The 16,527-nt window shown below is 65.4% G+C and carries 17 protein-coding genes; 7 read left to right on the top strand and 10 right to left on the bottom strand.

Annotated elements, in window-relative coordinates:
• From KVT37_RS30960 to dhaL, 4 genes are all read left to right on the top strand, one after another.
• On the top strand, positions 1–234 hold a 234-nt coding region (locus tag KVT37_RS30960; protein ID WP_217578820.1), incomplete at its 5' end, for a triose-phosphate isomerase.
• 12 nt (positions 235–246) lie between these two features.
• A complete protein-coding gene (locus tag KVT37_RS30965) occupies positions 247–702 on the top strand; it encodes an RpiB/LacA/LacB family sugar-phosphate isomerase (RefSeq protein WP_217578821.1) in 456 nt (151 codons plus the stop codon).
• Positions 703–826: 124 nt separating this feature from the next.
• Positions 827–1,834, top strand: coding sequence for a dihydroxyacetone kinase subunit DhaK (locus KVT37_RS30970; protein WP_217578822.1), 1,008 nt, complete (start codon positions 827–829; stop codon positions 1,832–1,834).
• 5 nt (positions 1,835–1,839) lie between these two features.
• Positions 1,840–2,448, top strand: coding sequence for a dihydroxyacetone kinase subunit DhaL (gene dhaL / locus KVT37_RS30975; protein ID WP_217578823.1), 609 nt, complete (start codon positions 1,840–1,842; stop codon positions 2,446–2,448).
• 150 nt (positions 2,449–2,598) lie between these two features.
• On the opposite strand, the gene KVT37_RS30980 is transcribed toward dhaL, so the two are convergent.
• The 9 genes from KVT37_RS30980 to ssuD all read right to left on the bottom strand — a co-directional run bounded on the left by KVT37_RS30980 (position 2,599) and on the right by ssuD (position 13,005).
• Positions 2,599–3,846 (bottom strand): SfnB family sulfur acquisition oxidoreductase, encoded by a 1,248-nt coding sequence (locus KVT37_RS30980; RefSeq protein WP_217578824.1) that lies wholly within the window; start codon positions 3,844–3,846, stop codon positions 2,599–2,601.
• A 23-nt stretch (positions 3,847–3,869) separates the two neighbouring features.
• Positions 3,870–4,661: an ABC transporter ATP-binding protein gene (locus KVT37_RS30985; protein ID WP_217578825.1), complete on the bottom strand. Its 792-nt coding sequence runs from the start codon at positions 4,659–4,661 to the stop codon at positions 3,870–3,872.
• A gap of 71 nt (positions 4,662–4,732) precedes the next feature.
• Entirely contained in the window at positions 4,733–6,073 is a 1,341-nt protein-coding gene (locus KVT37_RS30990; protein WP_217578826.1) for an ABC transporter substrate-binding protein, read from the bottom strand.
• A 91-nt stretch (positions 6,074–6,164) separates the two neighbouring features.
• Positions 6,165–7,220, bottom strand: a complete 1,056-nt coding sequence (locus tag KVT37_RS30995; RefSeq protein ID WP_217578827.1) for a branched-chain amino acid ABC transporter permease — start codon at positions 7,218–7,220, stop codon at positions 6,165–6,167.
• Between the two features lie 2 nt (positions 7,221–7,222).
• Entirely contained in the window at positions 7,223–8,119 is an 897-nt protein-coding gene (locus tag KVT37_RS31000; protein ID WP_217578836.1) for a branched-chain amino acid ABC transporter permease, read from the bottom strand.
• Entirely contained in the window at positions 8,119–9,039 is a 921-nt protein-coding gene (locus tag KVT37_RS31005; RefSeq protein WP_217578828.1) for an ABC transporter ATP-binding protein, read from the bottom strand. The genes KVT37_RS31000 and KVT37_RS31005 overlap by 1 nt, the downstream gene beginning before the upstream one ends.
• A 108-nt stretch (positions 9,040–9,147) precedes the next feature.
• Entirely contained in the window at positions 9,148–10,251 is a 1,104-nt protein-coding gene (gene sfnG / locus KVT37_RS31010; RefSeq protein ID WP_217578829.1) for a dimethylsulfone monooxygenase SfnG, read from the bottom strand.
• A 166-nt stretch (positions 10,252–10,417) separates the two neighbouring features.
• Positions 10,418–11,836, bottom strand: a complete 1,419-nt coding sequence (locus KVT37_RS31015) for an FAD/NAD(P)-binding protein (protein ID WP_217578830.1) — start codon at positions 11,834–11,836, stop codon at positions 10,418–10,420.
• Positions 11,833–13,005: an FMNH2-dependent alkanesulfonate monooxygenase gene (gene ssuD / locus KVT37_RS31020; RefSeq protein ID WP_217578831.1), complete on the bottom strand. Its 1,173-nt coding sequence runs from the start codon at positions 13,003–13,005 to the stop codon at positions 11,833–11,835. The genes KVT37_RS31015 and ssuD overlap by 4 nt, the downstream gene beginning before the upstream one ends.
• Positions 13,006–13,500: 495 nt before the next feature.
• Here ssuD and KVT37_RS31025 point away from each other — a divergent pair, with 495 nt between their 5' ends.
• From KVT37_RS31025 to KVT37_RS31035, 3 genes are all read left to right on the top strand, one after another.
• The gene (locus tag KVT37_RS31025; protein ID WP_217578832.1) at positions 13,501–13,911 is read left to right on the top strand and encodes a DUF3224 domain-containing protein; all 411 of its coding nucleotides are present in this window, start codon (positions 13,501–13,503) and stop codon (positions 13,909–13,911) included.
• Positions 13,911–14,360, top strand: coding sequence for a VOC family protein (locus KVT37_RS31030; RefSeq protein ID WP_217578833.1), 450 nt, complete (start codon positions 13,911–13,913; stop codon positions 14,358–14,360). The genes KVT37_RS31025 and KVT37_RS31030 overlap by 1 nt, the downstream gene beginning before the upstream one ends.
• Before the next feature lie 450 nt (positions 14,361–14,810).
• Positions 14,811–15,812 (top strand): AraC family transcriptional regulator, encoded by a 1,002-nt coding sequence (locus KVT37_RS31035; protein WP_308642801.1) that lies wholly within the window; start codon positions 14,811–14,813, stop codon positions 15,810–15,812.
• A gap of 76 nt (positions 15,813–15,888) precedes the next feature.
• Here the strand turns inward: KVT37_RS31035 and KVT37_RS31040 are convergent.
• Positions 15,889–16,527, bottom strand: a 639-nt coding sequence (locus KVT37_RS31040; protein WP_217578835.1) for an aldehyde dehydrogenase family protein, incomplete at its 5' end; no start/stop codon positions are given.

The raw sequence follows: 16,527 nt of genomic DNA on the forward strand, positions 1-16,527 counted from the left end.
AACGGCATTCCGGCGACCTCGGACTATGCCGACGCCCGCCAGGCGGAGATCATCGCAACCGCTGAGGATGTTCTCGGCTGCCGCATCCCTTGCCTCTATGGCGGTTCGGTCAATCCCGACAATTGCGCCGAACTCATCGCATGCCCGCATATCGACGGGTTGTTCATCGGACGCGCCGCATGGGTCGTCGAGGGCTATCTCGACATCCTGTCCAGATGCGTCCCCAAACTCTAGAAGGAGACGATCATGAAGCTCGCGGTAGCAGGCGACAGCGCCGGCGAAGGCCTGGCGAAAATCCTCGCCGACCACCTGAAGGACAGGCACGAGGTGTCGGAAGTGTCGCGCACCGAGGCCGGCCCCGACCCGTTCTACGCCAATCTGTCCGACCGCGTCGCGAGCGACCTGCTGGCCGGCAAGTATGACCGCGCCATCCTGATCTGCGGCACCGGCATCGGCGTCTGCATCTCGGCCAACAAGGTGCCGGGCATCCGCGCGGCGCTCACCCACGACACCTATTCCGCCGAGCGCGCCGCGCTGTCGAACAACGCCCAGATCATCACCATGGGCGCGCGCGTGATCGGACCCGAGCTGGCCAAGTCGATCGCCGATGCCTTCCTCAAGGAGACGTTCGATCCGCAGGGGCGCTCGGCCGGCAATGTCGCCGCCATCGATCAGGTCGACGCCAAGTACAACGCCCGCTGAGCTTTCGCATTGGCTCCGAGCGCTTTAGCTTTTGATTTTGCGCATGTCTGTGACCCGAAACCGGTTCCCTCTTTCGCGAGACATGCTTTAGTCTCGTCGCCGAGGACGATGCAGGGAGATGCGAATGAGCCTGACGCAGAAGCTGATCAATGACGGCAATGCGGCGGTCGACGAAATGCTGGTCGGCATCATGGCCGCGCATCCGGACCATCTCTGGCGCCCGGACAACGTCCCGCGCGCGGTTGTCGCCAGGCACGGTCCGCGGACCGGCAAGGTGGCGCTGGTCATCGGCGGCGGCTCAGGCCATGAGCCGACCTTCCTGGGCTATGTCGGCAAAGGCCTGGCGGATGCGGCTGCGATCGGCAACGTCTTCGCCTCGCCCCCTCCCCAGCCGGCGGTTGACGCGGCGATTGCCGCGAGCGGCGGCGCCGGCGTCCTGTTCATGTATGGCAACTATGCCGGCGACGTGATGAACTTCGACATGGCCGCCGAACTGCTGGAGATGGAAGGCATCGAGGCGCGCACGGTGCTGACCACCGACGACATCGCGTCGGCGCCGCGCGAGCAACGGCAAAAGCGCCGCGGCGTGGCCGGCAACGTGTTCATCTTCAAGGCCGCGGGCGCGGCAGCCGACATGATGATGCCGCTGGACGAGGTGGAGCGGATCGCCCGTCACGCCAACGACCGCACCTTCACCATGGGCGTGGCGCTGTCGTCCTGTTCCTTGCCGCAGACGCGGCGGCCAAGCTTCGATCTTCCCGTCGGTGAGATGGAGATCGGCATGGGCATCCATGGCGAGCCCGGCGTGCGGCGCGGGCCGTTGCGTTCGGCCAACGACGTCGCCGACGAAATCATGGACGCGATCCTGGCGGAAATGAAAGCGCCGGCCGGCGCTCGCGTCGCGGTGCTGGTTAATTCGCTCGGCGCGACGCCGCTGATGGAACTCTACATCCTGAACGCCAGGGTCGCGGAGCGACTGAAGGCTGCCGGGCTGGTCGTCCACAAGACGCTTGTCGGCCCCTATTGCACGTCGCTCGACATGGCCGGGGCCTCGATCACCATCATGCATCTCGACGACGAATTGCAGCGCATGATCGACCATCCCTGCGACTGCGCCATGTTCCGGAGCTGAGCGGGATGGAATTTACGACCGGAGATTTGAAAGCTCTTTTCGGCGCTTTTTCGCAGCGGATGGCGGCCGAGCGCGACAGGCTCTGCGCGCTTGACGGGGTGATAGGGGACGCGGACCACGGCATTGCCATGGAACAAGGCATGAAGGCCGCGGCCGATGCGGCCCAAGCCGCCGAGGGCACGCTGCAGGATATCTTCAATGCCGCCGCCAAGGGCTTCCTCAACGCGGTCGGCGCCTCCTCCGGACCGCTCTACGCCACCGCCCTTCTGCGCGCCGGCAAGGCGGCGGGTCCGCGCGCCTCCATGCCGAGCGGCGAGTTGCGGGCCGTCATTGCGGCGATGCGCGACGGCATCGTCCAGCGCGGCAAGGCCGAACCCGGCCAGAAGACGATGCTCGATACCTGGGCTCCGGCCGCCGATGCGGCCGTCAATGGCCAGAGTGCCGATGCCATAGCCGCCGCTGCCCGGCACGGCGCGGAAGCGACACGCGATATGATCGCAACCGTCGGCCGCGCCTCGCGTCTGGGCGAGCGTTCGCTGGGCCATCCGGACCCGGGCGCGGTGTCGGCCTCCATGTTGGTCGAAGAAATCTGCAATGCGATCAAGACGGCCTAGCTAGCTGGTCTGCCGTAGACATGGCGCCAGGAGACCGACGTGGGCGTCGTCAACGTCCACGCCGAGGATTGTGGCCGCCGGACGGGTGATGTTTGCCGGGCCCGGCCAGGGCCACCGCTTGGCCAAGACACGGCCTCGGCCGAACCCGGCTCAGCTCCAAGCGTGCAGCGGCGGATTTTCGCCGTTGAGGAAATACTTGCCGAGGATCGCGTATTTCCAGCGCACGGGATCGTGCAGCGTATGCGTGCGCGCATTGCGCCAATGCCGGTCGAGATTGTGCTCGGCGAGCGTCGAGCGCGTGCCCGCCAGCTCGAACAGTTTATTGGTCGCCGCAATGGCGATCTCGGTCGACAGGATCTTCGCTTGCGCGGTGACGATCTGCGCATGCGCCACCGTCTCGGCTGTCGGCTCGGCGACTGCCCGGTCGATGGCGTGGCCGGCCTTCTCCAGCAACGCCTGGGCCGCATGCAGCCGAAGCGTCAGGTCGCCGATGGCCTGGATCGTGTAGGGATCGTCCCAGGCATTGTCGACGCCGCTGTCGATCCAGGCGCGGCTCTTGGTCCTGACGAAGTTGACCGTCTCGTCGATCGCCGCCTGCGCGATGCCGGTGTCCACGGCCACCTGGATGATCTGGAAGATGGCGCCGTCGGCGGTCGGCCTGTCGAAGCCTTTGTATCCGGGCACCAGATACGTCTTCGGCACCTTGACGTTGTCGATGATGACGGTGCCCGACAGCGTCGTGCGCTGGCCGAAGCTCGACCAGTCGTCGATCACCGTCAGCCCCGGCGCGCCGCGGTCGGCGATCGCGTACCAGGCACGGCCCTGGTCGTCGAGCGCCACGATCGGCACCAGATGCGCCAAGAGCGCGCCGGACGAATAGAATTTCTGGCCGTTGACGATCACATGGTCGCCGGCGTCGGTGAACTTGGTCTCGAAATCCGCGGCGCGCTTGGAGCCGAATTCGGAAAAGGCGTTGCCGAAACGCGTGCCCTTCAGCACTTCGGCGAACAGCAGCGCCTGCTGGTCGGGATCGGAATTGGTGCGGATGGCGGCGACGACGCCGAGATGGTTCTGCGCGATCTGGCCGATCGAGGAATCGGCCGCCGAGACGATCTCGATGACCTTGGCCAATGTCGCGTAGGACACTTCCGGTCCGCCGAAGGCCTTGGGAACGTTGATCGACCATAGGCCGCTCTGCGAGAATTGGTCAAGCTCGGCCACCGGCCAGATCCGCTCGCGATCGCGCCTGGAAGACTCCTTGACGAACTCGGCCGCCAGCCGCTGCGCGACGGCGATCGCCTCGGCGTCGTCCTTGATGATGTGCGCGGGCCCGGTGGGTCTGGCGACGGGCGGCACGGCGGCCGCGGCCTTGTCGGTCTTGACGTTGGATACAGTCATTTCATTCTCCTTCGGATTTCGATTCAGACGACGGCATGAAGGTGGTTGGACGGCGCGGCAGGCGGCGCCTTCTGCCCGAGATAGAAGGCTCGCACATCCTCGCGCTGACGAAGGCTGGTGGCGCCGCCGGAGAGAACGGAGACGCCGTTTTCGAGCACTGTGGCGTGGTCGGCATATTTGAGCGCGACGGCCGAGTTCTGCTCGGCGACCAGGATCGAGAGACCGGACTCCTGATTGAGCTTCTTCAGCGCCTGGAAGATGTCCTGGACGACTAGCGGCGCCAGCCCCATCGACGGCTCGTCGAGGACCAGCAGGCGCGGCCGCGACATCAGCGCCCGGCCGATCGCCGTCATCTGCTGCTCGCCGCCAGAGGTCAGGCCCGCAAGCGTCTTGCGCTTTTCGGCGAGCCGCGGGAAGAAGCCGTAGATCCGTCCGAGATCCTGGTTGATCTCAGCGCGGCTGCCGCTGCGGCCGATGCCGCCGGAAACCAGATTCTCCTCGACGGTCAGGCTCTTGAAGCAGTGGCGGCCCTCCAGCACCTGGACAAGCCCGGCGCGCACGAGGTCGCCCGGCTTGCGGCGGGTGACGTCGCCGCCGTCGAACAGGATCGTGCCGGCATTGATCTGGCCGCGCTCGGCCGGCAGCAGGTTGGAGACCGCCTTCAGCGTCGTGCTCTTGCCGGCGCCGTTGGCGCCGAGCAGCGCCAGGATCTCGCCGCGCCTCAGCTCGAAGCTGACGCCGTGCAGCGCGGTGATGGCTTGATTGTAGGTGGCATGGACATTGTCCACGACAAGGATGACGTCATTGCCCGGCATCGCGTCCTTCCTGATTTCCGCAAAGTAGATGACCGGGCGTCGCAGAATGGTCCGGCGCCCGGTCCGTTGGATCAATTGGTGACGGCCACCGCGTCGGCATCCGCGGCGGTGCGCAGCTTGATGCCCTTCTCGGCCGCATAGGCCTCGGCGGACTTCTCGATGATGGGCCGCAGCAGCGCCCAGTCGGGCGCGATCCAGTCGGAGACGACGTTCCACTTCTTGCCGTCCCACTGCTGGAAGGTCACGTAGCCTTCGCCCTCGTGATTGTCCCAGCTGACATTGATGGAGTGGAACAGGTCCTTGGCGCCGAGCGCCTCGACCTTGGCGGGATCGAGCTTGAGGTGCTCGAAACCCCAGCGCACCTCGTCGCCGGTCAGCGTGCGGTGGCCGAACTTCTCCTGCGCGATGCGGATCGCCTCGACATTGAGGATACCGTTGACGATGCCGAGATTGTGGTAGACCGAGCCGATGCGCGACTTATCCTCGAGATTGCCCTTGCCGGCGCCATAAACCGTCTTCACGATCTCCTGCACCACTGGATAGGAGTTGCCCGAAGCCTGCGTGGTGATGGCGGTGTAGCCCTTGGCGGCGTCGCCGGCCGGGATGACGTCCTCCTCCGAATTCGACCAGACATTGCCGACGATGTGATCGACCGGATAGCCGACCTTGACCGCCGTCTTCAGCGCCACCGGGTTCATCACGCCCCAGCCGCGTAAGACGACGAAGTCCGGCTTGGCGCGGCGGATGGTCAGCCATTGCGACTGCTGCTCGTTGCCGGGATGCGGCACCTCGATCTGCTGCACGGTGAAGCCGTATTTCTGCGCCAGCAATTCATAGATCGGGATCGTCTCCTTGCCGTAGGGCGAGCCGTGATAGAGCACGACGATCTTCTTGCCCTTCAGCTTGTCGATGCCGCCTTCCTTGGCGGCGATGTAATTCACGATGCCGGAGGTCTCGCTATAGGGATTGAGCAGCAGCGGGAAGACGTATGGGAACACCCGCCCGTCGGTGGAATCGGTGCGGCCGTGATTGACCGTGATCAGCGGCACCTTGTCGGCGGTGATGCGGTCGATCATGGCATAGGCGATACCGACCGAAAGCGGGTTCCAGGCGGCAGCGCCGGCGTGGCTCTTCTGCCGCTCGTAGCATTCGACGCCGCGCTCGACCTCATACTGGGTCTCGCACTCGTCCCAGGTCAGCTTGACGCCATTGACACCGCCGTCGCGGATGTTGATCAGGTTGAGATAGTCGATGAAGCCGCCGAAGAAGCCGGTACCACCGGCCGCGTATGGCCCGACGCGATAGCTCTGCAACGGGAAATACTGCTCGTCGGCATGGGCGGCCGGCAGGGCCACCGACACCGCAAGCGCCGCCGACAGCGCGACCGCCTTGACTGTGGTGAAGAAGCTCATGGTTCGAAGTACTCCAGTATGGGCCTGGTTTTGCCCTGGTTCATTTTCCGAATGTCTGCAGTGGCTTGGGGAGCGTTGCTCCCAAGCCGGCTCAGCTCGATTGCCAGGCGAGCAGAAGCCGTCTCCGGACCCTGTCCCACAGGGCGACCAGCCCGTCTGGTTCCAGGATCAGAAAGAGGATGATCAGGGCGCCGAGCACGATGCGCTGGCTCATGTCGAGCACGCCGGAATCGAACACGTCGCCGAGCAGGAAATTGCCGAGGCGCGACAGCGCGAGCGGGAAGACGACGATCAGCGCAGCACCCAGGAAGGCGCCGCGGATCGAGGCGAGCCCGCCGATGATGATGATGAACAGGATCTGGAACGAGCGGTCGAGATCGAAGCCGGCCGGCTCGACGGTCCTCAGATAAGCGAAGGCCCAGATGACGCCGGCGACGCCGATGATGAAGGATGAGATGGCGAACGCCAAAAGCTTCGTCCTCAGCACCGGAATGCCGATGATGCGCGCCGCGATCTCATTGTCGCGGATGGCGATGAAGTTGCGCCCGGTCTGCGACGAGACCAGCCGGTACGCGAGGAAGGTCAGGATGACGACGACGGTGAGCGCGAACAGGTAGCGGCCGACCGCGCCGTCGAACTCGAAGCCGGCGATGCACAGCTTCGGTGCGTCGATGACGCCCGAGGCCGAGTCGTTGGAGAACCAGCTGAACTTGGTCAGCGCCCATTGCACGAAGAACTGCGCGGCAAGCGTCGAGACCGCAAGGTAGAAGCCGCGCAGCCGCAGGCTGGGCAGGCCGAAGACGATGCCGATGGCGGCCGCGACGATGCCGGAGAGGACGATGCTGGCGACAAGCGGCAGGCCCTCGACGCGCAGGTTGAAATTATAGGCGGCGAAAGCGCCCGCCGCCATGAACGCGGCGCTGCCCAGCGACACCTGGCCGGCATAGCCGGTGAGGATGTTGAGGCCCACGCCCGCCAGGCTGAGCGCCAGGAAGGGCAGCAGGATCGCCTCGAACAGATAGGACCCGCCGATCAGTGGCACGACGATGTAGGCGAAGGCGACGACAATCAGCGGCGCCAGCCAACTCGATAGGTTTGCTCCCTTGGACAATTCGGTCGCGGACAAGTCGGTTGTGATCGCGCTCATGCTCAGACCCTTTCGACGAGCTTCTGGCCGAACAGGCCGGAGGGACGGATCAGCAGGAAGACGAGCGCGACGACATAGGCGAACCAGCTTTCGATGCCGCCGCCGAAATAGTCGCCGATATAGACCTCGGCGAGCTTCTCGCTAGCGCCGATCAAGAGCCCGCCGACGATGGCGCCGAGGATGGAATCGAAGCCGCCCAGCACCAGCACCGGCAGCGCCTTGAGAACCACCAGCGACAGCGAGAACTGGACGCCGAGCCGCGCGCCCCACAAAAGCCCGGCAACGAGGGCAACGAGGCCTGCCGCGGCCCACACGCCTGCCCAGATCAGCGGCAGCCTGAGTCCAACGGCGAGTGCGGCGAACTGATCGTCGGCGACGGCGCGGAAGCTCAAGCCGATGCGGGTGTAGCGGAAGAACAGCGACAACAAGAGCACCATGGCCGCGGCCACCGCGGCGGCGAAGATGTCGAACTGACTGACCAGCACGCCGCCGACTTCCAGCGGCACATCCTCGATGCCGAGCTCGAGGCCATGCACCTGCGTGCCCCAGATCAGCTGGGCCGCGCCCTCGATGATGTAGGACAGGCCGAGCGTCGCCATGAACAGGGTGATCGGCGGCTTGTTGGTCAGCGGCCTCAGCACCGCGCGCTCGATGCCGATGCCGAGCGCCACCATGACGGCGAAGGTGACGGCCAGCGCCAGCGCGAAGGGCATGCCGCGCTCGACAAGGCTGACGAAGGTCAGCGCCGCGAACAAGAGCAGCGCCCCTTGCGCGAAGTTGAGCACGCCGGAGGTCTTGTAGATCAGCACGAAGCCGATCGCGACCAGCGAGTACATGACGCCCGACAGCAGGCCGCCGGTCAGCACCTCGAGGAAGAACTGGTAGTCGAAGTCGGCGATCATATGCCTGCCCCCTCTTCATTCTCGGAGGCGACGCCGAGATAGGCGTCGATGACGCGCTGGTCGTTCCTGATCTCGTCGGGCGTGCCGTCGGCGATCTTGCGTCCGTAATCGAGCACGGCGATTCGGTCGGAGAGGCCCATGACGACGCCGACATCGTGCTCGATCAGCACCACGGTGGTGGCGAAGCGGTCGCGCGCGGCGCGCACATAGGCGGCCATCTCGCTCTTCTCGCCGGCGGTCATGCCGGCCATCGGCTCGTCCAGCAGCAAAAGGCGAGGTTCGGCGACCAGCGCGCGGGCAAGCTCGACCCGCTTCTGCAGGCCGTAAGGCAGCGTGCCTGCCAGCCGGTCGCGCACACCGGTCAGGTGCAGGAATTCGAGGATCTGATCGGCGCGGCCACGCTGGTCGGCCTGCTCGCGGCGCGATCGGCCAATCCCCAGAATCTGGCCGGCGAAATTCGATCTGGTCCTGTAGGCAATGCCGGACGCCACATTGTCGAGGACGTTGAGGCCTTTGAACAAAGCGAGGTTCTGGAACGTACGGGCGACTCCAAGGCGCGCCAGCCGCTGCGTCGGAACCTGGGCGTAGCGCGCGCCATTGAGACGGACATGGCCGCGATCCGCACGGTAGACGCCGCTGATGACGTTGATCAGCGAGCTCTTGCCGGCGCCATTCGGCCCGATGATGGCGCGTATCTCGCCGGGTCGAACCGACAGGTCGACTTCGGCCAGCGCAATCACACCGCCGAAGGACAGTCCTATGCCTTCGAGGGAAAGAAGCGGCGCGGCATCTTCAGCGGCAAGCTGTCGCGGCTCCTCGTGAGCCTGTCGCGGAGCTGCCGGCAGCCCCTGCGCGAAGATTTCCGGCGCGTAGACCGAAGCCTCGATCGCCCCGAAAGCATGGCTGGATATCGGCATTCCATCGTCCCCAACTGCAGCGAAGGCACGCACGGTCCCGGCCGCACGTCCGACCGGGCGTGCGGTTCATCGGCTGGCCGGGCGATCTCCGGCCAGCGGCTGGCGTTGTTATTCGGCGGCGAGCGCCGCCGCGGCTTCCGCGTTTTCCAGCTCGCGCACGAGCGGAATGACATGCTTGCCGAAATACTCGACCTCCTCCTGGAAATGCAGGAAGCCGAGCAGAATGAGGTCGGCGCCGGCGCGCTTCAAATCGACGATGCGCTCGGCGACCTGCTGCGGCGTGCCGATCAGGTTCGAGCGGAAGCCGTCATTGTATTGCACCAGATCGTCGAAGGACGATTTGGCCCAGTTGCCCTCGCCCTCCGGCGAGGCCTTGCCGGCGTTCTTGACCTCGTGGCCAAAGGCGTTGACCGCATCCGGATTGGCCTTGGCGACGATCTCGGCAAGCACGGCTTTCGCCTCGTCCTCGGTCTCGCGCACGATGGCGAAGGCGTTGACGCCGACCTTGACCGAGTGGTTGTTGTCCCGGGCCTTCGCCTGGATGTCGTCGACCTGCTTGGCGATCTCGGCAGGCGTGTTGCCATTGGTGAAATACCAGTCCGAGACGCGCGAGGCCATGTCGCGCGCGGCCCGCGACGAGCCGCCCTGGAATATCTCCGGCAGCGGCTTGAGCGGCTTCGGCTTCAGCGAATACTGGTTGAAGCGGTAGAAATCGCCGCGGAAGGTGAAACTGTCCTCGGTCCAGATGCCGCGCAGCGCGCGGATGAACTCTTCCGAGCGGCGATAGCGCTCATCATGGTCGAGCCAATGCTCGCCGATCGCATGGAACTCGCCGCGGAACCAGCCTGAGACGAGATTGATCGCGACCCGGCCGCCGGTGAGATAGCTGATGGTGGCGAGTTGCTTGGCCGCCAGCGCCGGGTTCCACGGCCCGGGCAGGATCGCGGCGATCACCTTCAGCGTCTTGGTGGCGGCGAGCAGGTCGTGGCTGAATGCCACCGATTCATGCTGCTCGTCGGCGCCGTAGCCGGCGGTGAAGCGGATCTGGCTCAGTGCATAGTCGAAGCCGGCCTGCTCGGCGATCTGCGCCAGCTTGCGGTTGTATTCGGCCGAGTGATTGGTCCGCTGCTCGATGTTGGAGATGACCAGCCCGCCCGAGACGTTGGGCACCCAATAGGCGAATTTGACTGCGTCGCGATCATTCTGTGGCATGGAAATCTCCCGGCTAGGCCTGTCCCAACGATCGATCCGGCGGTGGCCGGAAGCTGTCGCTAATTTATTAGTCTACTGATTATATATACAAAGTAGGATTTTCCGTTTTCGCGGCGCCGCCCGAACGGAAATACCAATTTTGCGCACCCGCATTCGTCGCGGATTTTCAGCGTGCGACCTCGATCACCGACTGGGCATCGAGCTTGGCTTCCACTTGCGAGGCGACCGCCTGCGCGTGACGGGCCACTTCTGGCAGGCCCATCAACTCGCCGAAGGTGCCGCGCGCCAGCGGGCCGGCGACGAACAGGCCATCGAGAGGCTGACCCTCCGGACCGACGGCACGGCTGTCCGGCGCGGTCTCTATCCCGAGCCCATGGCGGTCGATCCGGATCAGGCCGGCATCGGCAAGCGAGCGTAGCGCCGGATTGGCGTGCGGCGCCCGGCCATGCGCCGGCCCCGTTGTGTTGATCACCGCGTCGAAATGCATCGTCTCGAATTGCCTTTGGCCGCGCCGGCGCAAAGTGACGGCCAGATCGTCTCCGTCGTCGTACGAGGCCACGAGGCTCGCTGCGATATTGTCGAACGTGCCCTCGGCGCGGCGGCGATCCAGCACTGCCTCGACTTGCGGCGCGATTCTGAACCGGTGCACGTCCCAGAACGCGCGCAGCCGGCGGACCAGCCGGGTGCGCTGGTCTTTCTCGAGAGCGGACCATATGACTGGCCCCTGCAGCCGCAACTGGTCGAAGACCGACTGCCAGTTGCCGCCGCCGGTCTCCGCCGCCGCCAGCGTCGCGCGGATATTTTCGAGCAGTCCGAGCGCGGTCGCGGCGGGCGTGGCAGTGAAGTCGCCGAACGGCTCGCCGCGCACTTGTGGATGCCCGCGCGAGCGCAATCCATGACGCGACACCGCCAGGATGCGGCCGCGATGGCCGCGGCGGTCGAGCTCGGCGACAGTGTCGGCCGAGGTCAGGCCGGAGCCGACGATCAGCACCGATGCCCGAGGCGCGATCGAACCGAGCGCGTCCCCGCAATAGACATCGGCGACGAAGCCGTCCGCATCGGTGATCGGCGCAAGCGCGGCCGGAACGTCAGGCGACGGGTGCGTCATGGCAAGAACCACCATGTCGGCGGCGATCGGCTGACCGGAAGCGGTCACGATCCAACCGTCGCCGTTGCGCTTCAGGTCGCCGGCATGGTCCCGAACATGACGAATCGCTCCGGTCTCGAGATAAGGCGCCAGATGCTCGGCAACGTAGCGGCCGAAGACCCGGCGCCGGGGAAAAATATCGCCGTTGCGCCAGATGGAGTCTGGATCGCGCTCGGCCTCGCCGTCATGCGCAAGCCAGCGCGAAAAATGCTCCGGCTCGTCCGGCAACAGGCTCATCCGGGACGCCGGCACGTTGACGCGGTGCGACGGCTCCTCGCTGGAATAGGCAAGCCCGCCGCCGAGGAACGGACGCGGCTCGATAACGGTGATCAATGGCCGCACGGGCTGACGCGCCAGATGCCAGGCCACGGCCGCGCCGGTAAAGCCGCCGCCGAGAATGACGACATGGCTGCGTGGCCGGGGCGGCAGCGCGTTCACGAGGCGCTGGCGAGCGATTTCGGACGATGGTCGCCGGCGATGGTCTCGCCGAACGGACCCGTGTTGACGGACGAGCCGGGCGTCTTGACCGCGTGATCCGTCGGCAATTTGGGCAGAACCAGCTCGCCGAAGCGATAGGCTTCTTCAAGATGCGGGTAGCCCGAGAGGATGAAGGTATCGATGCCGAGGCGCCGGTATTCGTCGATCCGCTCGGCGATGGTGTCGGGGTCGCCGACCAGCGCCGTGCCGGCGCCGCCGCGCACCAGGCCGACGCCGGCCCACAGGTTCGGCGCGATCTCGAGCTTCGACCGGTCGCCGCCATGCAGCGCGCTCATGCGCGCCTGGCCGACCGAGTCCATGCGCGCAAAAACCTTCTGCGCCGAGGCGATGGTCGCATCGTCGAGCCGGCTGATCAGCCTGTCGGCCGCCGCCCAGGCTTCCTCGGTGGTCTCGCGGGCGATGACGTGCAGGCGGATACCGAAGGAGAGCTTGCGCCCTGCCTTTTCGGCAAGCTCGCGCACGCCGTCGAGCTTGCGCTCGACATCGGCGGGCGGCTCGCCCCAGGTCAGGTATTTGTCGATCTCCTGCGCCGCCACGGTCGATCCGGCGTCGGAGGAGCCGCCGAAATAGAGCGGCGGATAGGGCGCCTGTACCGGCGGGAACAGGAGGCGGCCATCCTCGACGCGGAAATGCTTGCCCTGATGCTCGACCGTCTCGCCGCTCAGCACGCGCTTGTAGATCTGCAGGAATTCCTGTGTCACCTCATAGCGCTCGGCATGCGACAGAAATATGCCGTCGCCCTTGTTCTCGAGCGGGTCGCCGCCGGTGACCACGTTGATCAGCAGCCGGCCGTTGGAGATGCGGTCGAGCGTCGCCGTCATGCGCGCGGCGAGCGTCGGCGACTGCAGGCCGGGCCGCACCGCGACCAGGAAACGCAACCGTTGCGTCAGAGGCGCCAGAGCCGACGCGATCACCCAGGAATCCTCACAGGACCTGCCCGTCGGCAGGAGCACGCCGTAATAGCCAAGCGTATCAGCCGCCTGCGCCACTTGCGTCAGATAAGGCAGGTCGACCGCCCGGCCTCCTTCCGAGGTGCCAAGATAGCGACTGTCGCCATGGGTCGGCAGGAACCATAGGACTTTGATGCGATCGGGGGTTTCATGAACCATGCCTGTCTGTTCCTACGGCGCCAAACTGCCTCGACGTGGCCGCGAAGCGTCGCCCTATAGGGTATTATTCTACTAAGTCTGTAGAGATAGATTATTCCAATTCGGCCGCCAGCTTCGGAATTTTTTCTCGGCAGGCGAACCGCGCGACCTGACACGTCCGTCCGTGGCGCGAACCTGCTTTTTTGTCGGCGCCAGCGCCTCGGCGGGTCGGCCCCGGCTCGGTTGGGCGGAGGCGAGCTGCCGCGTTTCGAGGCTCTCCCGAAAGTCGGCGGGCCTCCTGTTCCCGTTGCGGGAAGGCGCCGGCACCTCAGGCAGCACCTGCACGGCCCACCCCCGCCAAAAACCGTCATGGATAGCAAAAAACTGAAATGACATCGCCACCACCTTCATGGATCGGCGCTGGGAACAGGGGCAAATCGAATGCGTTGAAGTCGTATGTTCTGGCTCGAGCGGTGTCGCGACGCGCCCGCAGCCCAACAAGCGATGGAGCTAAATATGAACGGCACACATTCGGCTACGCGGGCGGTGGCAAGGGTTGTCGTTACGAAGTCCGAAGCCAAGACCTATGACGAAGGCGCGAAGCCGACATTGCTAGAGATCGCGTTGACGGAAACATTCACGGGGGACCTCGAAGCAGAGTCTGTGGTTCGCGCGCTGCAGGTCCGCCGCGACGACCGATCTGCCAGCATGGTCAGCTTGCAGCGGGTCCGCGGAACTCTGGGCCGGCGCCAGGGCTCGTTCGTGCTGCAAGGCTCCGAGACCATTGAGAACGGCAGGATCAAAGCGACCTGGTTCGTTGTTCCGGGCTCGGGAAGTGGCGACCTTTCCGGGCTGCGCGGTGAGGGCGGCTTTGCAGGCGAGTTTGGAAAAGGTTCCGATGCCACCTTGGACTATTGGTTCGCGTAATGCGCCCGCAGCGTTACCGCACTGTCGTCGTCCCGCACATCTACATCGATGGCGCGGCGCGGGCGATTGAGTTCTATAGGCGAGCGTTTGGCGCAGAGGAGCTTTTCCGCATCGCGGGGCCGGACGGCAAGATCCTGCATGCCGAGATTTCCATTTGCAGTTCGGTGATCATGCTGGGCGATCCGGACGACAGGCTCTATGCGGAGCCGCGGACGTTGGGGCGCACCACCGCTGGCCTGCATATTTTCACGGACGATAACGCCGCGCTGCTTCGCCGCGCGGTAGTTGCGGGCGCGGAGCAAGTCCGGCCGCCGACCGACATGTTCTATGGCGCCAATTCCGCCAGCCTGCGCGATCCGTTTGGGCATGTCTGGGTGCTGTTGACCTGGAAAGAAGAGCTTTCGCCGGCCGGAATGGAGCGACGAGGACGTCAGTTCTTCGCAGAATGATTTGAATTGCCCCACCCTTGCTTTGATCTTTGGCTGCTGCCGACAGCTACTTCGAGTCTGAACATCCACAAGGCAGGCGTCTTCCTGCAGCTGTCCGGGAGCCTCGACCGGCCCCGACGGCATGGCGCTCGATGAGGACGGCAACCTCGCCGTCGTGCATGCCGGCGCAGGCACCCGTGTGGTTGTTCAGCCGGCTGGACGAGCCGCTGTTCAGGGTCCACTCCTCGGCCGGGCTGCGCACCACCAACGTCGCCTATGGCGGACCTGACCGCCGCATGCTGCAAATCACCGAAGCGAACATGGCGTTATCCTCAAGGCGGTCATGCCGACGCCAGGTGCCTTGCCCTACTCCCACATGTGAGTACAGCTGGCCGGTGCGCTAGAACCTTGGCGAACGAGGCAAAGTTTGATTCAATTGCTGGCGTGCACGGAGACCGGACGTTGAACACGGTGCATATGATCAGGAGCTACCTGCTCCTGCCCTATATCGAAGCCGTCGAAGCGAGGGGCCACGACGCGACGCCGATCCTGTCGGCGCACGGACTGAAGAGCGCCGACCTGGTCGAGCCGCATTTCCGGGTGCCATTCCGGGCCTTCCTTGCCATCCAGCAGGCCGCGGCCGACCTCGTCGGTGACCCTTGCCTGGGCTTGCGGATCGGCGCCGAGATCCGCCCGGAGCAGGTCGGCTCGCTCGGCCTGCTGATGTCGACGTCGCGGACGCTGCGCGAAGCGTTGTTGCACTTCTCGCACTGGGGCGCCTCGATGCAGGAAGGCTGGGAGCTGGAGTTCATCGACACGCCCGAGGGCGCCGACTATGTCTATCGGGTGCATGAGCTCGGCGTGTCGACGAGGCAGGACGTGGAATACTCGCTGGCCAATATGTGCAGCCTTATCCGCACCCGCATGGGGCGCAACTGGGCGCCCGCCGAGGTCCATCTCGCGCATTCCAACCCATCGCGGGCGCGCCTCTACGAGGGCATCTTCCATGCCTCCGTGTTTTTCGACCAGCCCGTCAGCAAGCTGGTCATCGGGAACAAGGATTTGATGCTCCGCTCGGAGCGGGTGAGCTACGCGCTGCTGCCGATCGTCGAGGCGCATCTGCTTGCCAGCCGCACAGCACAGCCCGACGAAAACCTCGCGCGCCAGGTCAGCCTCATCGTCGCTCAGTCGATGGGGCGGCGGCCAGTGCAGATCACCGACGTTGCGACTAAGCTCGGCATGCCCGTGCGCAGCCTGCAGCGCGCGCTCGCCGAGAAAAAGACGAGCTTCCGCGACATCGTGCGGCAGGAGCGCCAGCGCGTTGCCGAGGACCTTCTTGCGCAGGGACGCATCAACTCGATCACCGAGATCGCCATCAGCGCCGGCTATGCCGACGGCTCGGTGTTTTCGCGCGCCTTCCGGACATGGACCGGCAGCGCGCCAAGCAGGAGCCCGCTGCGCAGGAAGGTTTAGAGAGGCGGCAGCACCTTCATGCCGGTAGTCATGGTGCCCTCGTGCCGGTCAGCGTCATGGCGAGACGCGTTGCTCCTCACGCAGCGCGCTTGCGGGTCACGAACTTGTCCTGCAGATAGGCCTGCAGTCCTTCCACGCCGCCCTCACTGCCCCAGCCGCTGCCCTTGATGCCGCCGAACGGCGTCTCGGGCATCGCCAGGCCGAAATGGTTGAGCGAGATCGTGCCGGCTTCCACCTCGGTGGCAATGCGGTCGGCGGCTTCAAGACTTCTGGCAAAGGCATAGGCGCTGAGTCCATAAGGCAAGCGGTTGGCTTCATTGATCGCTTCGTCGAGCGAGGAGATCGGATTGATCACCGCGACCGGTCCGAACGGCTCGTCATTCATGATGCGAGCGCCGAGCGGCACGTGGGTGAGCACGGTCGGCGCATAGAAGTAACCTTCATTGCCAAGACGGCGTCCGCCGGCGCGAACGGTAGCTCCCTTGTCGCGTGCGTCCTGGACGAAGGCTTCGACGGCGTCGGGCCGGCGCCCATGCGCCAGCGCGGCCATCTGACTTTCCGGCGACAGGCCGGGCCCGACCTTGAGGGCGGCGCTGCGGGCGACGAAATCCTCGACGAAGCTGTCGAACACCCGCTCATGCACCAGGAAGCGCGACGGCGAGGCGCAGACCTGTCCGGCGTTGCGGAACTTCATGGCGACGGCGAGGCCGGCGAC

The sequence above is a fragment of the Mesorhizobium sp. GbtcB19 genome, assembly GCF_019091085.1.
Lineage (GTDB): Bacteria > Pseudomonadota > Alphaproteobacteria > Rhizobiales > Rhizobiaceae > Mesorhizobium.